We start from the raw sequence: 12,858 nt of genomic DNA, 5'->3' as shown, positions 1-12,858 counted from the left end.
GCCCTTTGCGTCAGTCAGATAGACAAAGAAAAATTTCTTTGAATATTTTTCCCTTACCGACATAACTTAACCGATTTCGCAACTAAGTTACAAAAAATGCAATTCTATCCTTCCCATAATCAGACTTTCCTAAATCTTTTAACGTTAAATATTTTTAAAATACGCTAAGGATTGAAACTTTTCATTGCCATCTCTCTAACAATCCCTTTGAAAAATTAGGCCAATGGCCTTTTCAAAGCATTTAACTATTGAATTAGAAAGATTTGAGATTCCCAGAATAAAAGACTTTAATTCATGGTTATAGAAAGACCAATTTCATTATTATTATTAGATAAGAATGGCTTTAATAATACGTTCGTTTGATTGTTTATTATTTACAACACGCCGCAGCATCTAATGATTATCCTCATAGTCGATTTCGAATCCGGCTATTTCTAACTTCGAGGTTCCATCCCTTCTTTAATTATCTAGTTCAATTTTTCCTGGAAATAAAAAAAGCCAAACTATTGCTAGCTTGGCTTTGCAGATCCAAAGGGATTGCTCATACCCTCTGCCTCACCGCACGGCCTCTCGCGAATCTCCTTGCAGTCGATTTCGAACCCAAATCATTTATAATCGAGGGTTCTCATCCCTTCATTCAATTCGATTTGGTATAAAAAACAAAAGTCAGCCCTATTTCTAGAACTGACTTGTTATGCAGAGAGGAAGGGATTCGAACCCTCGATACCCTTTAGGGGTATACACGCTTTCCAGGCGTGCTCCTTCAACCACTCGGACACCTCTCTAGTTGAATTTGACCTGCTGTTGCAAATCGGAGTGCAAAGAAAAAAATTATTCCTCCGCTTTCCAAATCAAACTCTAAAATATCCTGAATTTCTCTAGGTAGTCATCTCTCCTGCGAGTGGAACCATCAATTGTTTCTTCACTTCATCAGCGGAAGAATACTGTCCTAACAAGAACATTAATTTTGTTACCGCCGCCTCTGTGGTAATATCTGCCCCGCTAATAACTCCAACATTCAACAACTCTTTACTCGTCTCATACCTTCCCTGAATTACTCTACCACCATTGCACTGAGAAACATTTAAAAGGATCAATCCTTTTTTAACAGCCCTAGACAAGGAATTCATAAACCAGGTTTCACTCGGAGAATTTCCAGACCCATAGGTTTCTAAAACCACTCCTCTTAAACCAGGGATATCAAAACAAGCATCCATGATTTGGGAGGTGATCCCCGGGAATAGTTTTAAAATCATGACTCTGTTGTCGAGCAAGTTTTTATATACCAACTCCTTATTGGGTTCATAAGGTCTAATAGAAGCCGTATTATAATCAATCACAATCCCAGCCTCCGCCAAGGAAGGATAATTCTCTGATTCAAATGCGTCAAAGTGGACAGACTGTACCTTTTTGGAACGGTTCCCTCTCAATAATACATGGTTAAAAAATACGCAAACCTCAGGTACTATAGGATTCCCATTGATTTTCGCGGTCGCAATTTCCAATGAAGTCATCAAATTCTCCCGGGCATCTGAACGCATCGCCGAAATTGGCAATTGTGCACCAGTAAAAATCACAGGTTTATTGAGCCCTTGAAGCATATAACTCATCATGGATGCAGAATAGGCCATCGTATCAGTCCCATGTAGCACGACAAACCCATCGTAACTATCATAATTCTCATAGATAATATAGGCCATATCGGTCCAATGCTTCATAGAAACATTAGAAGAGTCAATAGGCTCAGGAAATGAAATCACCGTGATCGCAATATTCATATTGGAAAGAATAGGAATCTTTTCCAGAATCTTTCCAAAGTTAAATGGCACTAAAGACCCTGAATCATCGTAAGCCATACCCAAAGTTCCACCAGTATATATAATCAACACTGATGATGTCTTACTGGTACGAAGGCCTGTATTTAGTCTTACTATTTTATAATTCATAGCTCAAACTCCCTGAATAGGTTGAATGCATTCTCTTTGGTTTTCTTAGCTACCTCTTCTTTAGAAATTGCCAAATAGTCTCCAATTTTCTCTGCTATTATAGGTAAATAAACTGGAGAATTCCTTTTACCTCGATAAGGAACTGGCGCTAGGTAAGGAGAATCAGTCTCTAAAACCAAATTCCCTAATTCTAACTGCGGAATTACTTGATCCAAACCTCCGTTTTTAAAAGTGGAAACTCCACCTATTCCCAAGAGAAATCCCAACTCAATAATTTCCTGTGCTTGTTGCAACGTACCCGTAAAACAATGGAAAACGCCAGTCAAGCTCCCATCTTGCTCTTGTCTAATGAGTTCGATTGTTTCATCCATGGATTCTCTACAATGGATCACTACAGGAAGTTTCTTTTTCTTCGCCCAATCTACCTGTATTTTCAACGCTTCTTTTTGTTGCTCGAAAAATGATTTATCCCAGTACAAGTCCAATCCTATTTCCCCTACCGCAGCAAATGGGCGCTTTTCCAACCATTCTTCCATCACATAAAGTTGTGTCTGAAAATCCTCCTTCACATCACAAGGGTGAAGCCCCATCATCGGAATACAAAGATCAGGGTATTTCTCTTCGCAGGCCAACATGGCATCAATGGTTTCAACATCAACATTGGGCATATATACACGCTCAATTCCGGCTTTACGGATTTGATCCATCACCTCGTCTCGGTCAGAATCGAATTTGGAAGAGTAAATATGTGCGTGGGTTTCAATCAGGTTCATAAGTAATTTCTAGACTTCCAAGTGATTTTGGAAGGCCAAAAATAATAAAGAATAGTAAGGGAGGAGGCAAGCAGGTAATAAAAATCATAGATTGCCAGTACAAACCAAGAAAGTTTTCTGCCCGCTTTATTAGAAACCACCATTATAAAGATGGATTGTAAAAGGATTTTCAATCCCCAAATTCCAAATCCAAAACTTACATTACTTGCTAAGATCCAAGCAATAGCTGGGAAAAAGAGCAGGTGAAAACCTAAGGACACCTTCCATTTCCATGGCAAAGAAACAACCCCTTTGAGCCATCGCTTTCGTTGTTTTAACAAATCCGACCAGCTTCTTTCCGCTTTGGTCTTTAAAAGCATACCCGGACTGACTTGTTGATGTACCTGAAAGCCCAGACGGTTTATAGATCTGGAAATCTCCAAATCTTCGGTCCAAGAAAATTTTGTGTTTTCATAACCTCCAGACTCCAAATAAGCCTTCCGTGAAATCACCATATTGTTTCCCAACCCAGTGGTATGAGCTCCCATATCCGAGACGATTTTGGTGATCCCTAAAATATTCCACCAATCTATTTTTTGAAATTCTGCGAAAAGAGTGTGAGATTCTAATTCAGTTACGCCATTCAATAGCCCTAAATCTTCCGAAAAACTGTTTACCCCTTCTTTAACCCAGTTTTTACCTACCACACAATCTGCATCCGTAAAAAATAAAAAATCTCCTTTTGCCTCTTTAGCCATAATGGCTAAGGCATTTGCCTTTCCATTGATGGGAAACTTCCCCAGTTGCTGTCCCTTAATGGAAAAAACCTTACAATTAGTGGTTCTTTCCTTCCATTCTTCCAATATCCCCAGCGTACCATCTTCACTTTGGTCGTCCGCCATTAAAAATTCAAGTTGCTCGGAAGGATAGTCCAACTCCTGTAGAGAAGCCAGTAAGTTAGGAAGGTCTTTTTCCTCATTTCTAGAAGTCACCAAAACCGATACTTTAGGAAAATAATTGTGATTCGATTTGGAAAAATCAACCCAGAAAAATAATGCCCGAAAGATGAGCACTAAGTACTGGGCAAGCAGAATGCTTACTGCAAAAAACGCCAAATAGAAAATTATAGTGTTGCCGTAGTCCAACCTTTGTCTAGAAGTTTATCTAAGTAAGTTGGTAAAATTTTGGGTAAAACTGAATTGGTCTTTTGCTGATCATGAAATAGCACGATTGATCCAGGCCCTGTATTTTCAATAGACTTTCTCAGGACCACTTTGGCATCGAGTCTTAGATCATAATCTCCACTCAACATATTCCACATCACAATGGAATGCGTTTTCGAAATTTCCTTGGCTTCCGCTGAAGTCATCAGTCCATAAGGAGGGCGAAATAATTTTGTCTGAACGCCCAGTTGATCCTCTATTATTTGATTACAAGCCAGAAAGTCTTGGACGTATTTTTCCCTTTTGGTTTTCCAGCCATTCAGATGATGAAAGGTATGGTTAGCTAATTGGTGTCCTTGAGAAAGCACTTCTTTGGCTAAGGAACTGTGCTTCCGAACATTATCACCAACCATGAAAAAAGTAGCTTTCATGGCTCGTTTAGAAAGCTCCTGAAGGACAAAGTCAGTCACTCCTGGTACAGGACCATCATCAAATGTCAAAAAGACTTGGTTTCCTTCCGAATTCTTTGACCAAATTCTTTGTGGAAATAATCGCTGAATAACCAATGGAACCGTATGAAATACCATGATTAACGGAACCTAAGACTCAATAATGTCAAATCATCTCTCAAAGGCACATCTTTTGAAAAATCATTCATTTCCTTAAAGAACTCTCTGTGAAAATCATCTGGATCTACACACAAATGCTGTAAAACAAAATCTTCCAACCTATCTTCACCATATTCCTCCCCCTCTTCATTGGTAGCTTCAGTTACTCCATCTGTATATAGGTGAATTGTAAAGTCCTTCAGATTCTCTTTTTCATCAATCTCCAAGAAAGGAAGTTCTTCAAAAGCCCCTAGTATGGTGGTTCCAGCATTTAGCAATTCGATCTTCCCTGGAATATTCCCGCATAAGAGAGGGGCATTATGCCCAGCATTTACGTACTGAAACTTATTGGTTTTGAAATTATAATACCCCAGAAAAAAAGTAATGAAGCGCTCGCCTTTTGTATTTTCAAAAAGCGTAAAATTCAACTGGTTCACGATCATTTTCAGATCTGCGTCACTCCTTAATAACGTGCGAAGGGTTGCTTGAAAATTTGACATTAGAAGAGCCGCTGCAAAGCCTTTTCCTGAAACATCCGCAATACAGAAGAATACCTCATCTTTGGATCGCTGAATCAGATCATAGTAATCTCCCCCTACCATACTATGTGGGAAATAAGTCACCTTGGCTTTCAGCTTATCTGTAACAGGTAATTCTGCAGGAAACAACATTTGCTGAACCTGACTTGCAATGGCAATTTCCCTGTTCAAAACCTCCTGTTGCAATTGTTTTCTTGCAAAACGTTTATTTTCTAGGGCTACCACCAAAATATTGGTCAAGGCTTGCGTAAAATCCAGGTCTAAATCCTGAGATAGGTCTTTCCTTTTGAGGAATAAAATCGCAAGCATTTTATCCTTGTGGTAAACCGGCAAATACGTCTCCAAATCCTGAAACGAATACCCATCGGGAAGTTCTATCCTGAGTTGATCCGAATCTTTTTCAGAGATAATATCATCTAAAGGAATTAGTTGAGGTACCTTTGATTTGACTCCATGTGCAATGATTTTTTCAAATGCTCCTTCTTTAGCCACATACAAAACCATTGCTTTAATGTTTAAATGCACCAAGCAAGTAAACTTGAAGATATTTGCTAAAACCGCCTCAGACTGATTTTCATTGATCGCCTGGGTGATTTCGAGCAATGCTTTAAGCTCTAATTCTTTACGTTGATATTTTATTGTCTCTGTAGTCAATGCTAAATCGTATTATGGGCCATGAGACCTTTTTTGGTGGCAAGGAAAAATAATTTCTCTCCTTCTTCCAAAACATTCACAGTATAAAAACACTCTTCATCGGGAGCAGTCAAACATTTGATCAAACCTTGCTTGTATAAAGAGTCCAAGGCTGTCAATATTTCTTTAGTCCCTAATTCAAGTGTCTCTTTTAAGTAATCAAATGACTGCACGAAATACAGTTCATCCATTACATCAAATTCTTCCTCACTCATAACTTATTAAATAGCTAAATTAATCAGATCTTTTGGTTACCCGACCCTTCCAAATGTATTTCCCTCGAATCACTCCCAACACAACCAAAATAACATAAAAAGGATGGATGAAGGAAGTCCCAATCAAAGCGGTTAATTTGAAAGGTTTTCCCAAACTTCTTAAAATTCTTTCAAAGGCTACGATTTCCGCTAGGATTTTGAACAGCCAAATTGAGCAAAAACCCAAAAAACTGATCTTCCCCAAAAAAAGCATCACCAGACTTGAAAGCCAAATCACTTGAAACAGGGCTGGAACAGCTGCCGCCAAGGAATGAAATAGAGAAGAGTGACTTTTCCATTTTCCTGCCCATCTAATTTTTTGATGGATCAACGCACTCCAATTGGACTCTGGGACTGTCTGAATAAGACTTTCCTCAACAGGCAGGTACTTTACTGCATTTTCCCCAAATAAACTCTTGATCTTTTTTAGCAAGAACTCATCATCTCCAGATGGATTATGCTCATTCCCCACAAAGCCTTGTACTTGATGAAAGGCTGATTTCCTAAAAGCCATATTTGCAGCACTGCATGTCAAGGCTTTTCCTATTGCAAAGCTATAATTGGTCACCAGCAAATTGCTCACCCACTCCATCAATTGAAAACCAGAAAAAAAACCTGATTGGCTCTGGGGTAAAATCGGCCCAGTTACTAATTGAATCTGTGGGTTTTCAAAGGTAGCTAAGATTACCTCAGGCCATGTTTCCTCCCATATACAATCAGCATCAGTGGTAAGGATAATCTCTCCGCTAGCTAGCGATATGGCATGATTAATTGCTGCTTTTTTACCAATTCCCGAGCTTTGGATTACCCTCACTCGCTCAGAATTCAAAAATTGCTGCTCAAGTTTCAATAATGTTCCATCCTCGCTATGATCGTCTACCAAAATCACCTCTTTTAATGAAGGTAAACTCCTGTTAATCGACGATATCAAGGAAGGTAGATTCCCTGCCTCATTCCTTAGAGCAACCACCAAAGTCGCAGGTAATAGCTGGTTAGGACATTTCACTTCACCTCTTCCCTTTGGCCAGGTCAAACTCATTCTCCAGAGCAGAAAGAGATAGAAGAGATTACAAATCAGGTAAAAACTTAGCATCTTTTGGGCTAACTTGCGAGGGTGAGTAAAGAAGTGAAAAATACGGCTAAGGAAAAAATCATTTTAGGCATAGATCCAGGGACTACGGTCATGGGTTATGGATTAATAAAAACAGAAGGCAAGAAATATGAACTGCTTCAATATGGAGTCATTCATTTGAAGAAATATGATTCTCACGAATTAAAGCTCAAGAAAATTTTTGAAAGAATCACTGGGATCATTGAAGAGTATTTACCGGATAGTGTTGCACTGGAAGCCCCATTTTATGGAGTTAATGTACAATCTATGTTGAAATTGGGCAGAGCTCAAGGAGTAGCAATGGCCGCAGCTTTGGCAAGAGAAATTCCAATCACGGAGTATTCTCCCAAAAAAGTAAAGCAATCTGTAACCGGAAATGGAAATGCCTCCAAAGAACAAGTAGCAGCCATGCTCCAGACACTTTTCAAATTAACAGAAATCCCGAAAATGCTTGATGCAACCGATGCATTGGCAGTGGCTTTATGCCATCATTTCCACGAAGGAAGAACGCAAACCAGGGGAAGAAGTCAAGGTTGGAAATCCTTTATAGAAGAAAATCCAAATCGAGTGAAAAAATAAAACCCGGCCTAAACCGGGTTTCAAAACTTATTATTAAAGGTCAATTCCTAAAGACAATTTGAGTAGTCTGTTTTTGACGTTGGTATCAAAATAATTTAAACTAGTCAATCCAAAATCATAGCTGGCCTGTACATTAAATCCTAAAGGCAGATTGACTCCTACACCTACTACGCCACCAACATCATAGCCTCTGATCACATCCGTACTTGTAGAGGTATTACCTCCTAAGGAATATTTTCGGGAAGCTAAGATAGAAGCCTGAGGCCCTGCAAACACATTGACAATTGGGAGAAAATCAAACCGTACCAAGACCGGAACATCGATGTAATTTAATTTTTCATTGATCTCATCTCCTGATGAACTTTCTACACCTTCATATCCTCTTTGAGAATATTGGATACCCGGTTCCACTGCAAATATCCCCAAGTCAAATTTATAATACCCTCCGGCATGAAAACCTAGCTTGGCATCATAGTTTGTATTTGAGAAGTTAGCGGAACTTAACCCCGCTCTTAATCCAAATTGAGCCTGTGCTGCACCAATAAACCCTAGGGTCAATATCAAAAACAAGATTTTTTTCATTTGATCAATTAAATAATGATTGGAAATTTTTCTATTTACTAAAGGTCACTTTCTACAAAAATTTGACCAAGGATGTTGAGATCAAAAATTTATAGACTTCTTACTTCAATTAATTAAAAGAAATCAAAGCCCAAAGAAAGCTTCAATCCTTTATTTCTTCTATTTGGATAATATTCTCCTAGATCATTTCTCGCAATATCAAAGCTGGCTTGAACATTCAATCCATAAGGTAAATGAATTCCTATACCGCCCACTCCACCAAACTCAGTCTTTGGGAATGCATCCATATTCGTATCCACGACTCCTTCCAGCTCATATTTTCTGGACATCAACCAAGACATTTGTGGCCCTACGAATAAATGAATATCCGGAAAAAAGTTGATCCTGATCAACAAAGGAGCATCTACATAGTTGAATCGCTCGTAGATAATTTTCCCTGTATTTCTATCATTTCCTCGAAAGCCTTTTTGGGAAAATTGAACACCGGGCTCAATTGCAAAAAAACCTAATTCAAGGCGGTAATATACCCCTCCATGTGCCCCCAACCTAGCATTGACATTTGAGTTGGTAATATTACTGGAGCTTAACCCTGCTCTAATCCCTGCTTGTCCATGTACTAAACTTATTAGACCAAAAGATAAAAGGAGTAGAAAAAGAACCCTCATAAGTCGTTGATTAACTATATTTTTGAACAAAATTTTTGATGGAGAAGAGAGTATTTTCAAATGTTTTCCAAAGAAAAATCGCTCATCTAATCTAGATTTTTTAATTTACTTCCTAAAACTAGCAGAAGCTTTTCATTATAAAATCAATCAATTAGACTTTTTCTACCGAATACATGGAAAAGATTCTTGGCATTTTTGACAAATTCCCATTTTTGAGCGACAGCGCAAAGACCGGTTTTTTGAGCAATCTCGAAGAGGTAGAGTTCAACAAGGGAGATTTGCTGGCCAAAGAAGGCGAAGTGAGCCAATATTTGTATTACTTTTCTGAAGGAGCTGCCAGAAGTTATTATAGTAGAAACAATAGAGACATTACTGTTTCTTTCACCTTGGATGGCGAATTTGTTACTGCCATGCATTCCTTTATCACCAGGAAGCCATCCTATGAAAACATCGAGACCTTAGAAAAAAGTAAGGCTTATCGAATTTCACATAATACACTTGAGAACATGTTTGTGAATTATCCTGAAACAGAGCGTGCCTATCGCTTGATTTTAGAGGAATATTACATCGTACTTGAGGAGCAACAAATATTCTCCAAATTCAAGACTGCAAGAGAGCGATATTTAGAACTCATGGAGTATAGACCCAAGGTTATTCAGAAAGCTTCTGTAGGTCATATTGCTTCCTATTTGGATATGAGCATTGAAACCTTGAGTAGAATCAGAAGTAAAATCTAATTAATTGATTTTTGTCAATAGTATTTTTTGCATAGCATGGCAATCTTTGAAGAAGTATCTTTATTTCAACCCAAATGCCATGAAACATTTTATTCAACTTCCACTTTTCGTTCTTTTTTTGATCCTGGCAGCTTGTAGTAGCCGATCTAATGAACAGACCTTTGACTCTTCCAAATTACCAAGAGCCACGGAAGCACAAGTGGAAAAATTGGTGGAAGATTTCATTATGGTAGAAGATGGAGGGACTATTACTATTGAACCTCTTTTCTACGATCTGAAAACCCAGCTGATCTTAGACAATAAAAAGAACATCAAGATCATTGGAGCAGGAATGGATCAATCCGTTCTTTCATTCAGAAATTTAAAAACCGGAGGGGAAGGAGTCAAAATTGTAGGAGAGAATATCCTGATAGAAAACTTCAGCGTCGAGGATGCTCCGGGAGACGGGATTAAATCCCAGCACACCGATGGGATTACTTTCCGGAAATTGAACGTTACTTGGACGAATGGAGATAAATCCAAAAATGGAACATATGCCATATATCCGGTACAATGTAAAAATGTGGTAATCGATGGATGCATTGCCTCTCATTCAAAAGATGCAGGTATTTATGTAGGACAATCTGAAAATATCATTGTCAAGAATTCACTTGCCTTTGGTAACGTAGCAGGTATAGAAATAGAAAATTGTGACAATGCAGAGGTATTTGACAATGTAGCCAGAGACAATGCCGGTGGCATATTGGTTTTCAATCTTCCGGGACTTCCTAAATCTGACGGAAGGGGAACCAAAATCTACAACAATGAAGTCATTGACAATAACCATGAAAACTTTGCTACTCCACTAGGAGATGGTCCGAATGGAAATACTGTTACCATGATCCCACCGGGGTCGGGTATCATCTTATTGGCAGCCAAAGAAGTAGAGATTTTCAACAATAAAATCCATAGGAATAAAACCACTGGTTTGGCTATTGCCAGCTATCAGATTACTGGTTTCCCAGCAGAAGCTCCAAATTGGTCTCCTTATTCCCATGACATTTATGTGCATGACAATAGCTATGAACGCACGCTTAAAATCCCTGATTTAACACGAGAACTAGGACAATTGATTTCGGTGTATAATGCCCATGGCAAAGCAAAGACCCAGGATATCGTTTACGATGGAATCTGGGACACAGAAATCAGCGATAAAATAGAAACCAATCCCATGCGAATTTGCCTGCAGGAAAAGGGAATGGATAAACTCCATTTTACCATGTTTTATCTGATGGATGGAGAGGACAACATCGAATCTTTCAAAGATTACAACCCATTTCAAGGATGTAATGTGAATGTATCTACTGACGTATCCAACTTGGCTTCTCTTTAATCATGCTAAAAATTACTTCAAGAATCCTCGGATTGGCAGGTATTTGCCTGTTTATCTCTTGCAAAGAGTCTACCCAAGAACCTGAACAACCTCCAAAAGAACCTCTCCAAGAAGAGCTGGCAGATGGGGAATATCCGTATCGAAGGTTATCTACCTATGGTTTTTTTGAAGGAGAAATGAAAAATCTCCAAGCATCCTCTTCTATTTTACCCTATGAACCAGCATCCTCCCTTTTCACGGATTATGCCCTTAAAAGCAGGTTTATTTCAATACCTACCTCCGAAAAAGTGAAGATTCATGAAGGGAACTTTCAGTTTCCTACCGGTACGATCCTGATCAAAAACTTTTACTACCCTGCTGATTTCAATAAGCCAGAAGAGAATTTAAAAATCATTGAAACAAGACTATTGATTCATTCAGAAAAGGGCTGGGAAGCATTTCCTTATATCTGGAATGAGGAACAGACGGATGCAGTCCTAAAAGTTGTAGGAGGAGAACTAGAGGTTAAATTCATTCAAAAGAATGGAGAAGAGCAAGTGATCAATTATTTAATTCCGAATAAAAACCAGTGCAAGACCTGTCATAATAGTTCGGAGGAATTAGCACCAATTGGCGTAAAAATCAAACACCTGAATCATGAGGTAAGTATAGGTCAAAAAATTCAAAACCAATTGACCTATTGGAAGGAGAAGGGAGTCCTTGAAGGATTTGATGGGCCTGATGAGCATCCTTCCTTGGTGAATTACGCAGATGAGACACAAGCTTTATCGGATCGAGCCATGGCCTACTTAGACATCAATTGCTCCCATTGTCATCAATCTGAAGGCCCTGCCAGCACATCTGGGCTTTTTTTACAATTTGATCAAAAAGACCCCATGAAACTTGGGGTAATGAAAACCCCGGTAGCAGCAGGAAATGGAGCAGGGGCTTTTGATTATGACATAGTCCCAGGAAAGGCTGAGGAATCAATCATTACCTACCGAATGAATTCCACGGAAGTGGGAATTGCCATGCCTGAATTGGGCAGGACTACCATCCATCAAGAAGGGGTCGCATTGATCCGGGAATGGATTAATTCTATGGACAAATAGAAAAAGAGGCCATTTCAAAGTACATCAAATGTCAAACTGAGCGGAGTCAAAATATGCTTTAATTCAAGAAATAAAGCTATCAACTCCGCTCAATGTGACAAAATTATTGATAAGACAGCCTTTAGAATGTATACCCTAGAGAAATCTTAAACCCACGATTAAACACATCCGCATCACTGTTTTTAAAGATCGGAGTCATTCCATAATCATAGGATCCCTGCACATTAAAGCCTTTAGGAAGATTATAACCTACACCAAAGACCAGTCCCAAATCAGTTTCTTTGGCGTTATCCCCTTCAAAGGAAATAGTAGAGCCAAAGAAGTCACCTTCATATTTTGAGCTGGCAAGAAATGAAATCTGTGGACCGGCAAAAATATTGAATCCTTCAGATGGATAAAGTCTGAACAATACTGGCACATCCACATAATTAAAGATGGCACGGCTATCTACTGCATCATTATTTTGAGTTCCTTTTACGGAATAATAGATTCCTGGCTCAATAGCAAAACGATCGGTGGCAAACATCATGGTATAAATACCAGCATGAAATCCTACTCGGTTGGTATAGTCATTTTCTTCTACATCAGAACCTCCAAAATTGAATAAATTGGCACCTCCTCTTATACCAAAACCACCTAAATATTTTGTTTGGGCTTGTGTGGCTGAAATCCCAATAAATCCAAGGGCGATTACTAACAATAACTTTTTCATGTGTTTTAATAGTTGGTCTCCCATCTATTATCCCATTGTTATGCCAAAGTAGAA

14 protein-coding genes and 1 tRNA gene are annotated in these 12,858 nt (G+C 38.8%); 4 read left to right on the top strand and 11 right to left on the bottom strand.

Translation table 11 applies throughout. From position 1 onward, the window contains the following. Window positions 1-697: 697 nt before the first annotated feature. The 8 genes from BUR11_RS17300 to BUR11_RS17265 form a co-directional block, all read right to left on the bottom strand. Window positions 698-785 (bottom strand) — tRNA-Ser (locus BUR11_RS17300). Between the two features lie 93 nt (window positions 786-878). After that, complete coding sequence (locus BUR11_RS17295; protein WP_074226279.1) at window positions 879-1,946, bottom strand: asparaginase; 1,068 nt, start codon at window positions 1,944-1,946, stop codon at window positions 879-881. After that, window positions 1,943-2,719 carry a TatD family hydrolase gene (locus BUR11_RS17290; RefSeq protein ID WP_074226278.1) on the bottom strand — a complete coding sequence of 259 codons (777 nt, stop codon included), beginning with the start codon at window positions 2,717-2,719 and terminating at the stop codon, window positions 1,943-1,945. Before BUR11_RS17290 ends, BUR11_RS17295 begins: the two co-directional genes overlap by 4 nt. Then, entirely contained in the window at window positions 2,716-3,771 is a 1,056-nt protein-coding gene (locus tag BUR11_RS17285; protein ID WP_262481257.1) for a glycosyltransferase, read from the bottom strand. Before BUR11_RS17285 ends, BUR11_RS17290 begins: the two co-directional genes overlap by 4 nt. 50 nt (window positions 3,772-3,821) lie before the next feature. Continuing rightward, the gene (locus tag BUR11_RS17280) at window positions 3,822-4,448 is read right to left on the bottom strand and encodes a polysaccharide deacetylase family protein (protein ID WP_074226277.1); all 627 of its coding nucleotides are present in this window, start codon (window positions 4,446-4,448) and stop codon (window positions 3,822-3,824) included. Between the two features lie 2 nt (window positions 4,449-4,450). Then, window positions 4,451-5,662, bottom strand: coding sequence for a PP2C family protein-serine/threonine phosphatase (locus BUR11_RS17275; protein ID WP_074226276.1), 1,212 nt, complete (start codon window positions 5,660-5,662; stop codon window positions 4,451-4,453). Window positions 5,663-5,664: 2 nt separating this feature from the next. Beyond that, window positions 5,665-5,916 (bottom strand): hypothetical protein, encoded by a 252-nt coding sequence (locus tag BUR11_RS17270; RefSeq protein WP_074226275.1) that lies wholly within the window; start codon window positions 5,914-5,916, stop codon window positions 5,665-5,667. A 19-nt stretch (window positions 5,917-5,935) separates the two neighbouring features. Next, window positions 5,936-6,994, bottom strand: coding sequence for a glycosyltransferase (locus BUR11_RS17265; protein WP_074226274.1), 1,059 nt, complete (start codon window positions 6,992-6,994; stop codon window positions 5,936-5,938). A gap of 75 nt (window positions 6,995-7,069) precedes the next feature. Here BUR11_RS17265 and ruvC point away from each other — a divergent pair, with 75 nt between their 5' ends. Beyond that, entirely contained in the window at window positions 7,070-7,645 is a 576-nt protein-coding gene (gene ruvC, locus BUR11_RS17260) for a crossover junction endodeoxyribonuclease RuvC (RefSeq protein WP_074226273.1), read from the top strand. A 33-nt stretch (window positions 7,646-7,678) separates the two neighbouring features. Here ruvC and BUR11_RS17255 read toward each other — a convergent pair whose 3' ends face one another. Beyond that, window positions 7,679-8,227: a porin family protein gene (locus BUR11_RS17255; protein ID WP_074226272.1), complete on the bottom strand. Its 549-nt coding sequence runs from the start codon at window positions 8,225-8,227 to the stop codon at window positions 7,679-7,681. Window positions 8,228-8,340: 113 nt separating this feature from the next. Next, window positions 8,341-8,892 carry an outer membrane beta-barrel protein gene (locus BUR11_RS17250; RefSeq protein WP_074226271.1) on the bottom strand — a complete coding sequence of 184 codons (552 nt, stop codon included), beginning with the start codon at window positions 8,890-8,892 and terminating at the stop codon, window positions 8,341-8,343. 173 nt (window positions 8,893-9,065) lie between these two features. Between BUR11_RS17250 and BUR11_RS17245 the strand changes: the two genes are divergently transcribed. The 3 genes from BUR11_RS17245 (at window position 9,066) to BUR11_RS17235 (ending at window position 12,092) form a co-directional block, all read left to right on the top strand. Then, window positions 9,066-9,629, top strand: coding sequence for a Crp/Fnr family transcriptional regulator (locus BUR11_RS17245; RefSeq protein WP_074226270.1), 564 nt, complete (start codon window positions 9,066-9,068; stop codon window positions 9,627-9,629). A 79-nt stretch (window positions 9,630-9,708) separates the two neighbouring features. Further along, window positions 9,709-11,001 (top strand): parallel beta-helix domain-containing protein, encoded by a 1,293-nt coding sequence (locus tag BUR11_RS17240; RefSeq protein ID WP_074226269.1) that lies wholly within the window; start codon window positions 9,709-9,711, stop codon window positions 10,999-11,001. A gap of 2 nt (window positions 11,002-11,003) precedes the next feature. Then, a complete protein-coding gene (locus BUR11_RS17235) occupies window positions 11,004-12,092 on the top strand; it encodes an SO2930 family diheme c-type cytochrome (protein ID WP_074226268.1) in 1,089 nt (362 codons plus the stop codon). Between the two features lie 121 nt (window positions 12,093-12,213). Here BUR11_RS17235 and BUR11_RS17230 read toward each other — a convergent pair whose 3' ends face one another. Beyond that, window positions 12,214-12,804 carry a porin family protein gene (locus BUR11_RS17230; protein ID WP_074226594.1) on the bottom strand — a complete coding sequence of 197 codons (591 nt, stop codon included), beginning with the start codon at window positions 12,802-12,804 and terminating at the stop codon, window positions 12,214-12,216. Window positions 12,805-12,858: the final 54 nt, after the last annotated feature.

It is taken from the genome of Algoriphagus halophilus (assembly GCF_900129785.1).
In the GTDB taxonomy this organism is placed as follows: Bacteria; Bacteroidota; Bacteroidia; order Cytophagales; family Cyclobacteriaceae; genus Algoriphagus; species Algoriphagus halophilus.
This window is presented reverse-complemented; position numbering and strand designations above follow the sequence as displayed.

Coding starts and splice junctions, on each gene's coding strand:
- BUR11_RS17245 (WP_074226270.1), top strand. CDS start 9,066: ATGGAAAAGATTCTTGGCATTTTTGACAAATTCCCATTTTTGAGCGAC.
- BUR11_RS17265 (WP_074226274.1), bottom strand. CDS start 6,994: ATGAGTTTGACCTGGCCAAAGGGAAGAGGTGAAGTGAAATGTCCTAAC.
- BUR11_RS17240 (WP_074226269.1), top strand. CDS start 9,709: ATGAAACATTTTATTCAACTTCCACTTTTCGTTCTTTTTTTGATCCTG.
- BUR11_RS17295 (WP_074226279.1), bottom strand. CDS start 1,946: ATGAATTATAAAATAGTAAGACTAAATACAGGCCTTCGTACCAGTAAG.
- BUR11_RS17270 (WP_074226275.1), bottom strand. CDS start 5,916: ATGAGTGAGGAAGAATTTGATGTAATGGATGAACTGTATTTCGTGCAG.
- BUR11_RS17280 (WP_074226277.1), bottom strand. CDS start 4,448: ATGGTATTTCATACGGTTCCATTGGTTATTCAGCGATTATTTCCACAA.
- BUR11_RS17290 (WP_074226278.1), bottom strand. CDS start 2,719: ATGAACCTGATTGAAACCCACGCACATATTTACTCTTCCAAATTCGAT.
- BUR11_RS17250 (WP_074226271.1), bottom strand. CDS start 8,892: ATGAGGGTTCTTTTTCTACTCCTTTTATCTTTTGGTCTAATAAGTTTA.
- BUR11_RS17230 (WP_074226594.1), bottom strand. CDS start 12,804: ATGAAAAAGTTATTGTTAGTAATCGCCCTTGGATTTATTGGGATTTCA.
- BUR11_RS17255 (WP_074226272.1), bottom strand. CDS start 8,227: ATGAAAAAAATCTTGTTTTTGATATTGACCCTAGGGTTTATTGGTGCA.
- BUR11_RS17235 (WP_074226268.1), top strand. CDS start 11,004: ATGCTAAAAATTACTTCAAGAATCCTCGGATTGGCAGGTATTTGCCTG.